The following is a 15674-nucleotide window of genomic DNA, read 5'->3' as shown; positions in this document are numbered from 1 at the left end:
AGAGCGCCCCGGTTCGACACTCGGATTTCACGTGTGGTTGGTTCATGATTGCGAAACCGTTCAACCCGGTTCTGTTATCCCTCGTTGTGGTTTCCCGACTGAGCATTCCATGAAGATGATGTCTCGTTTACTGGTCGCGTGCGCGGCCCTGTTGCTCCCGTTTGCTGCCCTGGCGCAGCAGAAGGGCCTTGAAATCGACATCATCGGCGGCCGTGTCTCGGCCACGCCGATCACGGTGGTGCCGATGCCCTACCAGGGCTCCGCCGCCGCACCGGCCACCGATGTCGCTGCCGTGGTCCGCGCCGACCTGGACCGTTCCGGCCAGTTCAGCACCCTGCCTGACGCGCAGATCGTCGAGAAGCCGACCCGCGGCAGCGAGATCCAGTTCCCCACCTGGCGCGCGCTGAAGCAGAACTACATCGTGGTCGGCCGCGTCATGGACGCCGGCGCCGGCGCCTACCGCGTCGAGTACGAGCTGTATGACGTGCCCAAGGGCGAGCGCCTGCTCGGCCTGGCGATGACCGCCCGCGGCACCGCCATGCGCGATGTCGCCCACCAGATGGCCGATGCCATCTACGAGAAGATCACCGGTGTCCGCGGCGCCTTCTGGACCCGCATCGCCTATGTCACCGCCAGCGGCAAGGGCGATGCCATGCGTTACGCCCTGATGGTGGCCGACTCGGACGGCTTCAACCCGCAGACCATCGTGCGTTCGGCCGAGCCGCTGCTCTCGCCGACCTGGAGCCCGGATGGCAGCCGGCTGGCCTATGTCAGCTTCGAGCGCGGCAATTCGGCCATCTACATCCAGAACATCGCCACCGGCGCCCGTGAACTGGTCACCAGCTTCCGCGGCATCAACAGCGCCCCCTCGTTCTCCCCGGACGGGCGTCGCCTGGCCCTGTCCCTGTCGCGCAGCGGCAACCCGGAAATCTACGTGATGGACCTGGGCAGCAAGCAGCTGACCCAGTTGACCAACCACTTCGCCATCGACACCGAGCCGACCTGGAGCCCGGATGGCAGCAGCGTCTACTTCACCTCCGACCGTGGCGGCCGCCCGCAGATCTACCAGGTCCCGGCCAGCGGCGGCAGCGCCTCGCGCGTGACCTTCCAGGGCAACTACAACGCCACCCCGAGCCTGTCCTACGACGGCAAGAAGCTGGTGGTGGCCCAGGGCAGCGGCAATACCTACAAGATCGCGCTGATGGACAGCAGCCTGGGCTCGGCGCGCTGGAGCACGCTGTCGCCGGGGTCGCTGGACGAATCGCCGAGCTTTGCGCCCAACGCAAGCATGGTGTTGTATGCCGCCCGTGAGGGTGGCCGAGGTGTGTTGTATGCCGTGTCGGCCGATGCGCGCGTGCGCCAGCGGCTGGTTCTGGCCGACGGTGACGTCCGCGAGCCGTCGTGGTCGCCATACCGTACAAAGCGCTAACAGAGTGTTAAGATTCGCCGTATTCATCCCTCATCCGGCTTTAGGAGCCTCAAAGGTATCGCCATGAACAAGTCCACCCGTGTTCTGCTTGTCTCCCTGTTGTCCGTGGCCGTCCTGGCCGGTTGCTCCAAGAAGGTGAAGGAAGCGCCGGAAGCTCCGGTCGATACCGGCACCTCGACCACCCAGCCGACCGGTCCGTCGACCTCGGGCCTGTACGGTCCGGGCGATCTGGATACCGATTCCTGCCTGCGCCAGCGCGTGGTGTACTTCGATCTGGACCAGGACAGCCTGAAGCCGGAGTTCCAGGCCATCATGGCCTGCCACGCCAAGTACCTGCGTGACCGTCCGTCCTCGCGCATCACCCTGCAGGGCCACGCCGACGAGCGCGGTTCGCGTGCCTACAACCAGGCCCTGGGCGAGCGTCGTGGCAATGGCGTCTCCTCGGCGCTGCAGGCCAACGGTGGCTCGGCGTCGCAGCTGACCGTCGTGTCCTACGGTGAAGAGCGTCCGGTCTGCACCGAGACCAACGAGTCCTGCTGGTCGCAGAACCGTCGCGTCGAAATCGTCTACACCGCTCAGTAATAGATGCGCCTTCGATTCATATCGATGATCGTTGCGGCAGCCCTCGTGGCTGCCGCACCGGCCTACGCGCAACGTCAGAGTCTGGCCGACCGCGTGGGGTCGCTTGAGCAGCAGGTGCTCAACAACCAGTCCAACACGGACATGCTCAACCAGCTCAATCAGCTCCGCACGCAGGTGCAGGCGCTGCAGTCGCAGGTGGAGCAGTTGCAGCACGAGAACGCCCAGCTCAAGCAGACCAGCCAGGACCAGTATCTGGATCTTGACGGGCGGCTGAACCGGCTGGAAGGCGGCACTCCGCCGGCCCTGCCTGCCGCGCCTGCTGCGAAGGCCCCCGTGGCCCCCCCGAAACCGGCAACGGCCGCTTCCGAGCGGCCGCCTTCCGTGCACGGCGATCCTGGCAGCCTGTCGGCCAGCGGCGACGAACGCACCGCCTACAACGTCGCCTTCGACGCCCTCAAGGCTGGCAAGTACGACGATTCCGCGCAGCTCTTCCTGAGCTTCCTGGAGCTGTACCCCAACGGCGTGTATACCCCCAATGCCTTGTACTGGCTGGGCGAGAGCTACTACGCCACCCGCAATTTCCCGCTGGCCGAGGCGCAGTTCCGCGACCTCGTCTCGCGCTACCCGACCCACGACAAGGCGTCCGGTGGCATGCTCAAGATCGGCCTGTCGCAGTATGGCGAAGGCAAAACCGACGCCGCCCAGGCCACCCTGGAGCAGGTCGTCAGCACCTACCCGGGCTCGGATGCCGCGCGCACCGCGCAGGACCGCCTGCAGTCGATCCGGCTGGGCCAGCAGATCCGCTGAGACCCCGCCGGCCCAGGCCGGTATACTTGGCTGTTGGGCGACCACCAGCGCGGTCGTCACCTGTAGGGCCGGGCCATGCCCGGCCGTCGTCGTTTCCGCAGCCGTAGTCCCAGAACACCTCATGACCGCATCCCTGTCCGCCGCCGCCGCGCTCCCCAGCGAGATCGTGCAATCGCCCCTGCCGCGCCTGAAGATCACCGAGATCTTCACCTCGTTGCAGGGCGAAGCCGATACTGCCGGCTGGCCGACCGTGTTCGTCCGGCTGACCGGTTGCCCGCTCAGGTGCACCTACTGCGACACCGCATACGCCTTCCACGGCGGCACCTGGTGGGACATCGATGCGATCGTGGCCGAGGTGGTGGCGCAGGGCGTCCACCACGTCTGCGTGACCGGCGGCGAGCCGCTGGCGCAGAAGCGCTGCCTGGTGCTGCTTGAAAAGCTCTGCGATGCCGGCCTGGATGTCTCGCTGGAAACCTCCGGTGCGCTGGACGTCAGCGCGGTGGACCCGCGCGTCTCGCGCGTGGTTGACCTCAAGACCCCCGGCTCGGGTGAAATGGCCCGCAACCGGCTGGAGAACCTGCCGCTGCTGACCCGCCGCGACCAGATCAAGTTCGTGCTGTGCAGCCGCGAGGACTACGAGTGGGCACGCGACATGGTCGCCGGGCACCGGCTCAACGAGCGCAGCATGGTGCTGTTCTCGCCGAGCAAGAGCCAGCTGAGCCCGCGCGAACTGGCCGACTGGATCGTCGAGGACCGCCTGCCGGTGCGCTTCCAGATGCAGCTTCACAAGCTCCTCTGGGACGACGCGCCCGGGCGATGACCGGCTGCCGGGCGGGCCCGGCCGCTCTTACTGATTCATTCCGGCGCGGGACAGCGTGCTGGCTTTCCCGCAACCTACCGGAAACACCCCCATGAAGAATGCAGTTGTCCTCCTGTCCGGCGGCATGGATTCGGCCGCCGTCGTCGCCATCGCCCGTGAGCAGGGTTTCGCCGTCCATGCGCTGAGCGTGCGCTACGGCCAGCGCCACACCTCCGAACTCGATGCCGCCGCCGCGGTGGCCACGGCGCTCGGCGCCGTCGCCCACAAGACCGTCAACGTCGACCTGCGCAGCATCGGCGGTTCGGCGCTGACCGACGATATCGACGTGCCCGAGGCGGGCGGCGAGGGCATCCCCGTCACCTACGTGCCGGCGCGCAACACCATCATGCTGTCCGTCGCCCTGGGCTGGGCCGAAGTGCTGGGCGCCAACGACATCTTCTGCGGCGTCAACGCCGTGGACTACTCCGGCTACCCGGACTGCCGCCCCGAATTCATCGCGGCCTTCCAGACTCTGGCCAACCTGGCCACCAAGGCCGGCGTGGAAGGGGCGGGCATCCAGGTCCACGCCCCGCTGCAGTTCCTGAGCAAGGCCGACATCGTGCGTGAAGGCGTGCGCCTGGGCGTGGACTTCGGCCTGACCGTGTCCTGCTACAACGCCGACGACAGCGGCGCGGCCTGTGGCCACTGCGATGCCTGCCGCCTGCGCGCGCAGGGCTTCGCCGATGCGGGCGTGGCCGATCCCACCCGTTACGCCTGATCGCCACACGGGTACGCCTGCGCGCCAAGATAGGTTAGAATGCGCACCCCCGGCAGCGATGTCGGGGCATGCAATGGGCCGTTAGCTCAGTCGGTAGAGCAGAAGACTTTTAATCTTTTGGTCGATGGTTCGAATCCATCACGGCCCACCACTGCATCGATGAACGAAGGCGCCTGCGAGGGCGCCTTTTTTCGTTGCGCCACGTTGCGGCCCGCCAGCATTTCACGCACTCTTTCTGCTTCATTGAAGGCAGGGACAGCGCATGATGCAGGGAACGCACACCACGGCGGCGGCAACCAACGGAGCAGCTGCTGCACGCAGCGGGATCGCGGCCGGGTGGCGCCGCGCAGCCGGGGGCGCTCTGCTGCTTGCCGCGCTGGGCATCGCAACCGTGCAGGCAGAGCCGGACGCCGGGCTGACGATCGAGTACTACGACGTGCAGGGAACCACGCTCGAGCAACTGCGCGAGTCGCTGCGCACCCTCGGACCGGTGGATGACGATGGCGAACGCCACCACGGCCAGGTGCGCTGGAACCTGCAGTGGCGCTACAACTACAGCACCGATCGCGGTGGCTGCCGGCTGACCGGATTCACCGTCCAGCGCAGCACCACCATGCAGTTGCCGCGCTGGGTGGATGTGGATCGCGTGTCACCGGCGCTGCGCAGTGATTGGGAGCGGTACAGCCGCGCGCTGCGCCTGCATGAGGATGGCCACGTGGAGACCGGTGCGCTGGCGGCGGCCGAGATCGAACGTCGTACGGCGGCGGTCAAGCGCAGTCCCACCTGCGCGGCACTGACCGCCACGCTGGATGAGATCGGCAAGGCCGTGATCCAGGAATTCAAGGCGCGCGATGTCGAGTACGACGCGACGACCGGGCATGGCGCCACGCAGGACGCGCAGATCTGAAGAACACGCGATGAGCTCCCGCTCAACGCGACCGCCGGTCACACCGCGATCAGCCGGCGTGAACGCGATCCCGTCAGTATCGCGCCAGATCGAGATCGATCACGTCGAGCACCCGTTGCGCACGGGCGCGTGCCGACTCCCCGGCACGCGCGCCCACCGCAAGATCCGGCACGATGCCGGCGACCTCGTCGCTGCCATCGGCACGCAGCCGCACACAGTTGGGAATGCGCACGCGCAGATGGCTGTTGGGCAGTTCGGCGGGTGACTCCGCGCTCATGAACCCGCAGCCGTAGCCGCCGCTGCGGGTGCCGACAACACGCGCGATGCCGTTGTCCTGCAAGCGGGCCGCGAACATCTCCGCCGAGGACGAGGTTTTGCCGTCGATCAGCAGATAGACCGGGCCGTGCCAGGCACCGCGGTGCGCACGCACGTCCTGCGCCCAGTCCAGGCGGTGGGCGATGAGGAAGTCGTCGAGCCGATCCACGGCCGGGTCGGCCAGCGGGCCGCCAGACGTCCCTGCCGCGACCAGGCGCCGGCAGCGCTGCGCCGACCAGTCCTGTTGGGTCTGCCAGACCCACGACAGGTCGCAGGCAGGGGACTGTGCGGCACGCAGCGCGGCCGCAAACGCCGTGCGCTGCTGCGTCAGCATCGGGCGGGCGCGGGCATCGGGGTGGTGGCGGGTCAGCGCGTCGTCGAGTCGCTCGAACTGTTCCTGCAGATAGTCGACGCCGGTGCCGGACGCGCTCATCTGCAACGTGGCCGAGCGCACCGGCTGATCGGTGAACAGGCGGGCGAGGGTATCGCCGCTGTCGTCGCCACCGGGGTTGGTGCCGACGTCCACCAGCACCGCGTCCACCGCCTGCTGCCGGAAACGACGCAGCGTGGCGGCGATCTCCGCGACCCAGGCCTCCTGCAGCGTGGCCCGCATCGTGCGCACCCCATCGGCGTGGCGCAGCTGCGGCCACAGCCGATGGCACAGGCCGGGATAGCGCAGCGCATCGAACTCGTGCAGGCGCAGCAGGCCGACGCTGCCTCCGTGGGCAAGGGTGATCACGCCGCTGCGCAGGGCCGGGTCGGCGCTGCCGCCGTCGGCGTGGTACGCCGGCAGCGTCTGCAGCGGCAGGCTGTAGTCCTGGCGGCCTTCTTCGATCACGCCCAGCACCGCGCAGCCGGTGGCCGCGTCGAGGGCGCGCGGGTCCACCGCGGTGGGCATCGGCCCGGGTGCATCGGTTGATTGGCGGTCGAGCAGGGCCAGATGCCCATCATGGAAACCGGCCAGGAACGTGCGCAGTGCCTGTTCCGCTTCGGCATCGTCGTGCGCCTCGTCCAGTGCGCGGGTGGCGGCACGTGCCAGGGCCGGCAGGTCCACACCGCTCTGCGGCGACGCCATCCAGGCCAGGTGGGCGTAGTCGTCCTGCAGCGTCTGCGTCAGCGCGGCCAGATCGGCGCGCCAGGCGGCGCGGTCCACCTCGGTGGCGGCGTGGACAGGTGCCGTTGCCAGCACCCCGAGCAGTGCGCCGGTGAGCGCCATCCGTAGCGTGCGTGGTGTCATCCGTGATCTCCGCGGGTGCGGCGCGCCGTTGCGCCGGTGTCTGCATGGAACCTGCACGATGCTAGCAAACAACAGCGCCCTCACACCCCCGTTCCGCAACCGCGCGCATGATCAGGCCGTACCCCTGAAGTCGGGATCGACGATCCCACGGAGCGGTGCCATGAAGACCATCAACACCGGCCCGCGCGTCCGCGCGCTCAACCAGATCATCGGCGTGGCCCGTGACGGGCACGACCTGTATGCGCGCGGCGTAGCGGACATGCAGGACAGTGACCCGGACCTGAGCGCGCTGCTGATGCGCATGGCGGAGTCGAGCGCCAGGGTAGTGGACCGCGTGAGTGGACTGGTACGCAGGGAAGGCGGCCGGCCAGTCCGACACGGCACGATCATCGGCCATGTGCGCGGGTATTTCGGGTGGCTGGGTACGGTGCTGGGCGATGCCGGCATCCAGTATCTGAGCGAAGGCCAAGCCAGCGAGGCCCGGCTGATCCGGGTCATGGAAGCGGCGGTACGCCACGGTGACCTTGGTGAGGACACGTGCGGGACGCTGGACGCGATGCTGCGCGACACACGCCTGTGCCACGACGACATGCGCGGGCGGCTGGACACCATGCGCGCGCGCGATCCCTGAGGAAGCGTCGGACCTCTCATGCAACAGTACCAGCGGCACGCAAGGCGTGCCCGCCACGGAGTGGGTCAATGATGATCGTACTGAAGGATTCGACGGGCAGGCGCCTGCGTCTGGGCGAGGGGTGTCTGCTGGAAGACGGCGTACTGTTCCACCGTCGCACGATGCTGGTGGCGGTTGGCGATGGCCTCCGCCTGGCACCCGGCGTGCTTGACGTGATCAACGCGTCGGTCGCCGGCAGCGCGTGGTTGTCGATGGAACAGGAAGGCAACCTGGCCGCCCGGCCATTGCGCTGGGAAACGCTGCATGTATCGAGCTGAGTCCCCGCGCCGTTGCAACCCCTTACACCCGTGAGGCTGCGCGGACGCGCAGCCCCACCGAATCTATGCAACGCCGCCGCTGTTACTTCTGCTGCGGCGAACGTGTGCTGTCTTTGTTGTCCTGCTGCTGCTTCTGCTGCTTGGCCAACGCGTCCTTGCGCTCCTGCTCCTTCTGCTGGTCGGTCTGGGCAGCGGCATTCTTCTGGACGTTGTTTTCGTTGTTCTGCATGGTGGACATGGTGTTACTCCAATACGACGTGATGTCGCAGGAGCCATACTGGACCGGGTGCCGTTACGCAGCGGTCGCACGCACATGAGGGTAGGGTTAGTGCCCGTTCCCGTGCGTGGAACCATTCAGATGAACAGGTCGATCACGTCAATCAGCGTGTCAGTGCTGTCGTGTTCGTGCTGGCGCTCGTAGTGGTGCTGGTCGCGCGCGTCGAGCTGCTCATCGTCGATCAGGCCGCTGAAGTACACCATGCCGACAAGCAGTACCACCGGCGATGCCAGCAGCGACAGCAGCAGCTGGAACAGCCCGAGCAGCACGCCGCCCTTGAACATCGTCGCGATGGCGAGCACGCCGCCGCAAAGGCCGAGCGCGATCCCCAGCAACAACCCGGCCCAGCCCCACGGCAGCAGGAAACTCAGCCATGACAACAGCAGGACCAGCCATGCCACGCGCGCGCGCCGGCTTGGCGGCGGTGTCCTGGCAGAAGACGCGGAGGCGGACGCAGAGGAAGGCGCGGGGGAAGTGCTGGCGGTCGACATGCAGGGTCCTTCTTGCAAGAGGGCTACATCCTACCGTCCGCGCGCCGTACGCGCAGCGGCGTGCACCTGCCCTCAACGCGGAGGTGGCGATACTGCGGGCGATACCCGTTGCGCGCCGGTGCGCGCAGAATACGTGCCTGTCCGTTGTCGTACCGCTGGAGGTTGCATGAACCGTATCGTCCTTTCCGTTGCCGTGGCGCTGGTTGTGGCGGGCTGCTCGCGCAGTCCCGAACCGGCCGACCCTGCGTCCGCCACGCCCGCGCCTGCCGCGCGCACTGCTCCGGTCCCACTGCCGGCAGCACCGTCGGATACGGCCACGTCCTCCCCGTCGTTCGATTGCACCAGGGCCACCTCCGACGCGGAGAAGTGGGTGTGTACCGATGAGGGACTGGCCGCACTGGACCGTCAGTTGGCTGCACGGTACAAGCGCGCGCAGACCGCGCCGGACGAAGTGGATATCGCGGCCGAGCAGCGGGGCTGGATCAAGGGGCGCGATGCGTGCACCCGCGCCGTGGACCCGCGCCAATGTCTGCGCGAGGCCTACCAGACGCGTCTTGTGGAGCTGACCGTCAGCGGCGGCGGCGTCCCCGCGAGCGCAACCGGCACCTATCGCTGCGACGATGCCGACAAACCGCTGAAGGTCGTGTTCTACAACGACATCGACCCGGCAGCGGCGATCGTGACCCTGGGCACCGACCAGGCCATCGTGTTCCCGATCGAAAGCGCCAGCGGCAGCCGCTACGGCCGCGAAGGCGTGGCGTTCTGGGAACACCAGGGCGAGGCGACGCTGGACTTCTACGGCACCGCGTTGCGCTGCACGGCGGACCGCTGACGGCGTCGAGGATCAGCGTACGCGTCGGTAGCGCACCTCGTTCTGGCGATCGCCCACCTCCGTAGTGACAAAGCCGTCGCGGCTCTGGCTGATGTCGAACACGCTGTCGCCGACATTCAGCCGGCCGCCGTTGACCCAGCCGGACAGGGTCTGGCCGCGCGCCTGCGCGGACATGCGGCCGTCGCCGTCGATGCGCATGCGGATATCGGTACCGTACATGGCGTTGTAGCCCTCGAACTCCCCGATCATCCAGGACGGCACATACGATGTGTGCCGGGCGCCCTGGTAGCGGGTGTCGTCGTAGCGGTCGTCGGATGTCTTGTTGGCGTTGTGGACCATCGCGCCCAGGATGGCCGCGCCGATCAGCACGCCGGCGGCCACCTTGGCGTCGTGGTTGTCATCGTTGTCCCGGTCGTGGCGCGAGCCGCTTCCCTGCACGCGGAAGGTGGCCCGGCAGCCGTCGTCCACCCACACCTCGCGGCGGTCGTAGTCCCAGCTGCGGCCTTGGCGGCAGTCCGCGCCGGACAGCTGCCGGTCCAGGCTGACATGGCCGGCGTACGGCAGGGAGCAGGCGTGATACCGGTTGTCGCGGCTTTCGCAGGTGACGACATCATCGGCCCGCGCATCGGCGAGGCCGGCGAGCAGCAGCAGGGGGGCACTCCAGAGAAGACGGGTCTGCATGGCACGTGTCCGTGGCCCACGGGCGGGCCCTGTGGATCGAACGATGCCAGTCGCGGATGAAAAATGGATGAAGGCGCGTGCCTGCGCCGCTCAGGCCGCGCGGCCGGTTTCCATGACACCGAAACAGGTGCGGATGGCATCGAGCAGCTCGCTCATCGAGTACGGCTTGGGCAGGAAATGGATGCCCTCGCGCAGGCGCCCGGTCACCTCGGCCGGGTCGAGTCCGGAGGTGACCAGCACCGGCAGACCCGGGTGATGGGTGCGGATGCAGTGGGCGGCGTCGATTCCGTTGAGCTCGCCCAGGCACACGTCGGTAAACACCAGGTCGAACCGCTCACCCGCGCGCAGCAATCCCAGCGCTGCCTCGGCCGTGCTCACCGCCGTCACCTCGCAGGCCTGGCTCTCCAGCGCGAGCCGGCTGAGCTCGCGGGTATCTTCGGTGTCTTCGATCAGCAGTACGCGCGGGATGACGTGGCGCTTGGACAGCAACATGACGCGGAATTCCTGGGGTCGGCCGGAAACGGCGCGCAAGTATGGGGCGGCGAAGGTTAGCGGGTCGTGCAGGCGGCCCGGCGGGTGCGATGCCGATGCAGCAGATACACGCCGGCGACGGCCAGCAGCGCGGCCGACAGCCGCAGGCTGTTGCCCTGCCAGCCGATGGCGGTGGCATCGTTTACCTGCATGACGTTCCAGGCCATGTTCAGCGACACGTGCAGCACCACGGCGCTCCACAGCGTGTTGCGGTCCAGGCGGCACAGCACGGCGAACACGACGCCGCCGATGCCCGTCATTGCAAACACGCGTAGTGCCATGCCGCCGCCACCACCAAAGGACCACCAGTGGATGGCGCCGAAGATGACCGCCTGTACCAGAGCCGCTGGCCACCAGGGCCAGCCCTGATGGCGGTGGGCGAACAGGAAGCCGAAGCCGCGGAAGATGATCTCCTCGGCCAGTGGAAACAGCAGTGCGAGCATCACCAGCGGCAGCAGGCTCGCCTCTGCGCTGATGCCGCCCAGCCACCACAGGCCAAGCCAGCACGGCAAGGTGGCCAGCAGCACGATGGCCGGACCCTGCCAGCCGCTGCCGCCCAGCCCCAGGGCATGCCGGAGGGGCAGGCCGGGACGCAGCCAGGCCGCAACGGCAAGGACCAGCAGCACGCCCAGTCCGTTGTCGACGATGGCGCCGCCGAAGGGAATGGGCAGGCCGGGAATCGGCACGCCGGCCCAGCCGGCAAGATCACGCAGGTTGATCGACACCAGCAGGGTGATGACGATCAGGCTGGCGCTGAGCCAGCGGGGACCGGGGTGGGGGGCGGACATGGCCGGATTCCTTGGCGTGTGGTGCGCGCAGTGTGCGGCGCTGGCAACGCGCAATCATGGGGCAGAGGTCGGGGGGCCGTTGGTCATGCGGCGTTGCGCCGGACTCAGCCACGGCAGGGTAGAGTCGGGGTTTGATCGATGGAGTGGCGACGATGCAATGCCCCGTATGCAAGACCCAGGCGCTGGTGATGTCCGAGCGCCAGGGCATCGAGATCGACTACTGCCCGCAGTGCCGTGGCGTCTGGTTGGACCGTGGCGAACTGGACAAGATCATCGAACGCTCGGTGGGCGGCGCCGCGCCGGCACCGGTACGTTCGGCCGCGCCTCCGCCGCCTCCGGCGGTGCAGCATCGCGATACGCGTCATCTGGGCCAGCAGTACGGCGACCAGCAGGGCTATCGCAAGAAGAAGAAGGAGAGCTTCCTGTCGGACCTGTTCGACTTCTGAGCCGGACCGGCTGCGCCGGTCTCAGGGCCGGCGCAGTATGAACTCCAGGTCGCGGCTGTCGCCGACCACGAAGTCGTACTGGCCGACCGGCACGCAGCCGTAGCGCGCATAGAAGCGCTGCGCACCGTGGTTTTCCGACCACACGCCCACCCACAGGGTGCGGCGTGCGGGCTGGTCCAGCCAGGTGAGGAACGCGTCCATCAGGCGCGCGCCATGACCACCGCTCTGGTGGCGTGCCAGCACATACAGGCGCTTCAGCTCGATATCGCCCGGGCGCGCATCGGCATGGGGCAATCCGTTCGGGCCGGCTGCCAGATAGCCCACCGCGCGCCCGTCCTCTTCCAGCAGCCACACCGCGCTGTGCGGATCCTCCAGCTCGCGGCGCTGCGGTGCCGGGCTGTAGTGCGCCTGCAGGAACGCGTGAAGATCGTCCGGCGGATACGAATCGCCGAAGGTTTCGTTGTAGGTCGCGATGGCGATGGCCGAGAGGGCGTCGGCATCGGCCACGGTGGCGCGGCGGATATGCAGGGACATGGGAGCGCGGATGGGGAAACGGTGCGGCAGCTTACGGCATCCCGGGCATGCCCCGGGCGCACGCGGCGCCCGGGATGCATGCTGGCCTAGAACCAGACCCGCACGCCGGCGACCCAGCGGGTGTCGCGCGCGTCTTCGCCGGCGGCCGCGTGATAGTCGGCGGTGTCGCCGAACAGGCGCTCGTGACTGATGCCGATGTACGGGGCGAAGCGGCGGCTGAACTCGTAGCGCAGGCGCAGGCCGGCCTCGACCTTGTTCAGGCCGGCACCGGTGCCGTATTCGGGTTCATCCTTGGCCGAGAACGTGGCCTCCACCAGCGGCTGCAGGATCAACCGGTTGGTCAGCAGCAGCTCGTATTCCACTTCGACCGTGGCTGCGACCTGGCCGCCTTCGCCGACGTAGGCGGTGGCGGAGGTTTCGAACTTGTACGGCGCCAGGCCCTGGATGCCGATGGCCGCCCAGGTGCGCGAATCGGCAGGACGGATGTCCTGCTTCACCCCGACCAGGACGTCCCACCACGGCGACACGCTGCGGCCGTACAGCAGCTCCAGGTCCGACGATCCGGTGCGGCCATCGCTGCGTTCGCCTTCACTGCGCAGCCAGAGGCGGTTGATGTTGCCGCCGATCCAGCCGCTGGCCTCCCAGGCCTGGCCATTGCCGTGTTTGCCGTCCCACTGCTCCAGGCGGTTGATCAGCACCATGCTGTGGATCTCCGGCGCGTGTTCCATCGCGTCGTGGTCGATCGGCGGAAACGCGGCGATGCGATCGGCCTCGGTGACGGCGGGAATCGGCTCCAGCGGTTCCCGCGGCGCGGGTGCTGCGTGACCCATCGCCGCATGGTCCATCCGGGTGTGGTCCATGCCGTCATGGTCGGGGTTGGAGGTCGTCCCGGCGGTGGCGGGTGGCGACGTGTCCGCCGCCACGGTGGCATGCGCATGCGACTGCGCCCAGGCGGGCGCTGACAGGGTGGCCAGCAGCGCCGCCGTCAGCAGGCGGGGCGCGTGAGCGGTGAGCGTGCTCATTCTTCAATCCTCACTTCGCGCATCATGCCCGCTTCCATGTGGTAGAGCAGATGGCAGTGGTACGCCCAGCGGCCCAGTGCGTCCGCGCGCACGCGGTAGGTGCGGCGCGTGCCGGGAGGCATGTCGATGGTGTGCTTGCGCAGGTGGAAGTCGCCGTCGGCGTTTTCCAGGTCGCTCCACACGCCGTGCAGGTGGATGGGGTGCTGCATCATCGTGTCGTTGACCAGCACGATGCGCATGCGCTCGCCGTAGTTCAGGCGCAGCGGTTCCGCGCTGGCGAAGGGAATGCCGTCGAAGGACCAGCTGAACTTTTCCATGTGCCCGGTGAGGTGCAGCTCGACCTCGCGGCCGGGATCGCGCCCATCCGGATCGTCGAACAGGCTGCGCATCGCGCCGTAGGTAAGCACCTGGCGGCCGTTGTCGCGCAATCCGATGCCGGGATCGTCGAGCTTGGGCTCGGTGGCCATGCTCTGCATGTCGATCAGCGGATTGCCCGTCTCGCTCGGCGCGTGGCGCGGCGCCTTGTCGTTGCCGCCGTGCGCGGCGTGGCCCATGCTGGCGCCGCAGCCGCCTTCCATGCCCTTCATGTCGTGGCCCATGCCGCTCATGTCGTGGCCCATGTCGGACATGGTCAGCAGCGGGCGTGGGTCGCGCGCGGGAATGGGGGCCTGCAGGCCGTGGCGTACTGCCAGCGTGCCGGCGGCATAACCGGTGCGGCCCATGTCCTGGCAGAACAGGGTGTAGGCATCCTGGCCGCCGGGTTCGACGATGACATCGAAGGTTTCCGCTGGTGCGATGCGGAATTCATCGATGGTGACCGGATGGATGTATTGCCCGTCGGCGGCGACCACGGTCATCTTCAGGCCGGGAATGCGCACATCGAAGTAGGTCATCGAGCCGCCGTTGATGAAACGCAGCAGCACCTTCTCGCCACTGCGGAACAGCCCGGTCCAGTTGCCGGCCGGCGTGGTGCCGTTGAGCAGGTAGGTATAGGTATGCGCGTTGATGTCGGAGATGTCGGTGGGGGTCATCCGCATCCGGCCCCACATGCCGCGGTCGGCGGTGGCCGCGGCCCAGCCGTCGCGGCGCACGTCGCGCAGGAAGTCGGGCAGGGTGCGCTTGTAGTAGTTGTCGTACTCGGCGAGCTTCTTCATGCGCCGGAACAGCGCACCCGGGTCCATGTCGGTCCAGTCCGAGAGCATGATCACGTGTTCGCGGTCGTAGCGGTACGGCGCCGGCTGCAGCGGGTCGATGATCAGTGCGCCGTACAGGCCGGCCTGTTCCTGGAACATCGAATGGCTGTGGTACCAGTACGTGCCGGACTGCTTGAGGGTGAACCGGTACTGGTAGGCCTCGCCCGGCGCGATGCCGTTGAAGCTCAGGCCTGGCACACCGTCCATGTTGGCTGGCAGCAGGATGCCGTGCCAATGGATGGACGTGGGGTGGCCCTGCAGCGCATTGGCCACGCGGACCGCGACGGTATCGCCTTCGCGCCAGCGCAGGATGGGCGCCGGCAGGCTGCCGTTGACGGTGATTGCCGGGCGGGTACGGCCGGTGAAGTTGGCGAGCGACTCGCCGATGCTCAACTGGAACGCCTGGCCGCTGAGTACCTGCGGGGCGGCAGCGAGCGCGGGACCGGCGGCGGCGAACGCGCGCGGGCTGAGGCCGGTGGCGGCCAGGCCGGCGGCGACGCCTCCGGCGGCCAGCCCCTGGACGAACAGGCGGCGCGACGGCATGGGCAGCGTGCCCGGGCCGGGTTGGGTTGGGAAAGACATTGCAGCTCCGAATCGGATCCAATGGCACGCGCAGGTGCCGATACGCCAACCGCGCACGCAGCGCGGGGCATCGCGTCAGTCGGGCGCTCGCGGGGAGCGCGGGATCAGGCGATCGGAGGGCGGGTGATGCGGTCCAGCGGCAGGCTGGGCAGCCCGGCGCGGATCGGCGGCAGCGGTGCCTGCGCGGGCGGGGGCGGTGTGGCGATCCAGGCGATCTGTACGGCCAGGCTGGGTTGCTGTGCGCAGGTGCGCAGGCAATCCTTGATCTTGCAGGGATCGCCCTGCTGCGGTGCCTGGGCGTGGTCGAGCACCGCCGACGGCGGCGGCGCGGTCACGGCGTCGTGGCCGTGGCAGGGCGGCGCGGGAGCGGTGACGGCAGCATCCACCGGGTGCGCCATTGCCAGCGCCATCGGCCCGGCCAAGGCGGCGTTCAACCCGTTGAGCAACAGGCTGAGCATCAGGATCAGGCGCAGGAGCAGGCCACCGGCGGTCATG

Annotated in this window: 20 protein-coding genes and 1 tRNA gene; 11 read left to right on the top strand and 10 right to left on the bottom strand. The window is 68.2% G+C overall.

From position 1 onward, the window contains the following. The first annotated feature begins 109 nt into the window (after positions 1-109). The 7 genes from tolB to OC534_RS11610 all read left to right on the top strand — a co-directional run bounded on the left by tolB (position 110) and on the right by OC534_RS11610 (position 5302). On the top strand, positions 110-1429 hold the full coding sequence (tolB, locus tag OC534_RS11640) for a Tol-Pal system beta propeller repeat protein TolB (RefSeq protein ID WP_017357011.1): 1320 nt from the start codon (positions 110-112) through the stop codon (positions 1427-1429). A 63-nt stretch (positions 1430-1492) separates the two neighbouring features. Further along, the gene (gene pal, locus OC534_RS11635; protein WP_017357010.1) at positions 1493-2011 is read left to right on the top strand and encodes a peptidoglycan-associated lipoprotein Pal; all 519 of its coding nucleotides are present in this window, start codon (positions 1493-1495) and stop codon (positions 2009-2011) included. 3 nt (positions 2012-2014) lie between these two features. Next, a complete protein-coding gene (ybgF, locus tag OC534_RS11630) occupies positions 2015-2818 on the top strand; it encodes a tol-pal system protein YbgF (protein ID WP_136003037.1) in 804 nt (267 codons plus the stop codon). Between the two features lie 121 nt (positions 2819-2939). Continuing rightward, entirely contained in the window at positions 2940-3638 is a 699-nt protein-coding gene (gene queE, locus OC534_RS11625) for a 7-carboxy-7-deazaguanine synthase QueE (RefSeq protein ID WP_136003038.1), read from the top strand. A gap of 91 nt (positions 3639-3729) precedes the next feature. Continuing rightward, positions 3730-4395 (top strand): 7-cyano-7-deazaguanine synthase QueC, encoded by a 666-nt coding sequence (gene queC / locus OC534_RS11620; RefSeq protein ID WP_017357007.1) that lies wholly within the window; start codon positions 3730-3732, stop codon positions 4393-4395. A 75-nt stretch (positions 4396-4470) separates the two neighbouring features. Next, positions 4471-4546 (top strand) — tRNA-Lys (locus OC534_RS11615). A gap of 111 nt (positions 4547-4657) precedes the next feature. Next, positions 4658-5302, top strand: coding sequence for a DUF922 domain-containing protein (locus OC534_RS11610; protein WP_153164677.1), 645 nt, complete (start codon positions 4658-4660; stop codon positions 5300-5302). A 73-nt stretch (positions 5303-5375) separates the two neighbouring features. Here OC534_RS11610 and OC534_RS11605 read toward each other — a convergent pair whose 3' ends face one another. Then, positions 5376-6854, bottom strand: coding sequence for a S41 family peptidase (locus OC534_RS11605; protein ID WP_153164676.1), 1479 nt, complete (start codon positions 6852-6854; stop codon positions 5376-5378). A gap of 160 nt (positions 6855-7014) precedes the next feature. Between OC534_RS11605 and OC534_RS11600 the strand changes: the two genes are divergently transcribed. Together OC534_RS11600 and OC534_RS11595 are read left to right on the top strand one after the other, a co-directional pair. Beyond that, positions 7015-7485 (top strand): PA2169 family four-helix-bundle protein, encoded by a 471-nt coding sequence (locus tag OC534_RS11600; RefSeq protein ID WP_165699780.1) that lies wholly within the window; start codon positions 7015-7017, stop codon positions 7483-7485. 68 nt (positions 7486-7553) lie between these two features. Continuing rightward, positions 7554-7802 carry a hypothetical protein gene (locus tag OC534_RS11595; protein ID WP_017357003.1) on the top strand — a complete coding sequence of 83 codons (249 nt, stop codon included), beginning with the start codon at positions 7554-7556 and terminating at the stop codon, positions 7800-7802. Positions 7803-7884: 82 nt separating this feature from the next. Here the strand turns inward: OC534_RS11595 and OC534_RS11590 are convergent, their stop codons facing one another. Both OC534_RS11590 and OC534_RS11585 read right to left on the bottom strand, forming a co-directional pair. Further along, a complete protein-coding gene (locus OC534_RS11590) occupies positions 7885-8040 on the bottom strand; it encodes a hypothetical protein (protein WP_153164674.1) in 156 nt (51 codons plus the stop codon). Between the two features lie 116 nt (positions 8041-8156). Further along, on the bottom strand, positions 8157-8480 hold the full coding sequence (locus OC534_RS11585) for a hypothetical protein (protein ID WP_136003043.1): 324 nt from the start codon (positions 8478-8480) through the stop codon (positions 8157-8159). Positions 8481-8736: 256 nt separating this feature from the next. On the opposite strand from OC534_RS11585, the gene OC534_RS11580 reads away from it, so the two are divergent. Continuing rightward, positions 8737-9402 carry an MliC family protein gene (locus tag OC534_RS11580; protein WP_153164673.1) on the top strand — a complete coding sequence of 222 codons (666 nt, stop codon included), beginning with the start codon at positions 8737-8739 and terminating at the stop codon, positions 9400-9402. Positions 9403-9414: 12 nt separating this feature from the next. Here the strand turns inward: OC534_RS11580 and OC534_RS11575 are convergent, their stop codons facing one another. From OC534_RS11575 to OC534_RS11565, 3 genes are all read right to left on the bottom strand, one after another. Further along, a complete protein-coding gene (locus OC534_RS11575) occupies positions 9415-10083 on the bottom strand; it encodes a DUF3011 domain-containing protein (RefSeq protein WP_017356999.1) in 669 nt (222 codons plus the stop codon). Between the two features lie 90 nt (positions 10084-10173). Beyond that, on the bottom strand, positions 10174-10575 hold the full coding sequence (locus OC534_RS11570) for a response regulator (protein WP_017356998.1): 402 nt from the start codon (positions 10573-10575) through the stop codon (positions 10174-10176). Between the two features lie 56 nt (positions 10576-10631). Then, on the bottom strand, positions 10632-11402 hold the full coding sequence (locus OC534_RS11565) for a CPBP family intramembrane glutamic endopeptidase (protein ID WP_017356997.1): 771 nt from the start codon (positions 11400-11402) through the stop codon (positions 10632-10634). 152 nt (positions 11403-11554) lie between these two features. On the opposite strand from OC534_RS11565, the gene OC534_RS11560 reads away from it, so the two are divergent. Next, complete coding sequence (locus OC534_RS11560) at positions 11555-11848, top strand: zf-TFIIB domain-containing protein (RefSeq protein WP_153164672.1); 294 nt, start codon at positions 11555-11557, stop codon at positions 11846-11848. A gap of 21 nt (positions 11849-11869) precedes the next feature. Here OC534_RS11560 and OC534_RS11555 read toward each other — a convergent pair whose 3' ends face one another. The 4 genes from OC534_RS11555 to OC534_RS11540 all read right to left on the bottom strand — a co-directional run bounded on the left by OC534_RS11555 (position 11870) and on the right by OC534_RS11540 (position 15673). Further along, positions 11870-12382: a GNAT family N-acetyltransferase gene (locus OC534_RS11555; RefSeq protein ID WP_153164671.1), complete on the bottom strand. Its 513-nt coding sequence runs from the start codon at positions 12380-12382 to the stop codon at positions 11870-11872. Positions 12383-12468: 86 nt separating this feature from the next. Next, positions 12469-13404: a copper resistance protein B gene (locus OC534_RS11550; RefSeq protein WP_153164670.1), complete on the bottom strand. Its 936-nt coding sequence runs from the start codon at positions 13402-13404 to the stop codon at positions 12469-12471. Then, positions 13401-15179 (bottom strand): copper resistance system multicopper oxidase, encoded by a 1779-nt coding sequence (locus OC534_RS11545; RefSeq protein ID WP_262071824.1) that lies wholly within the window; start codon positions 15177-15179, stop codon positions 13401-13403. Before OC534_RS11545 ends, OC534_RS11550 begins: the two co-directional genes overlap by 4 nt. A 104-nt stretch (positions 15180-15283) precedes the next feature. Then, the gene (locus tag OC534_RS11540; RefSeq protein ID WP_262071823.1) at positions 15284-15673 is read right to left on the bottom strand and encodes a CopL family metal-binding regulatory protein; all 390 of its coding nucleotides are present in this window, start codon (positions 15671-15673) and stop codon (positions 15284-15286) included. Position 15674: the final 1 nt, after the last annotated feature.

This window comes from Stenotrophomonas sp. Marseille-Q5258 (genome assembly GCF_946900935.1).
Taxonomy (GTDB): domain Bacteria; phylum Pseudomonadota; class Gammaproteobacteria; order Xanthomonadales; family Xanthomonadaceae; genus Stenotrophomonas; species Stenotrophomonas nematodicola.
The sequence above is the reverse complement of the archived record's forward strand: the minus strand, read 5'-3'. Positions and strand labels throughout refer to the sequence as shown.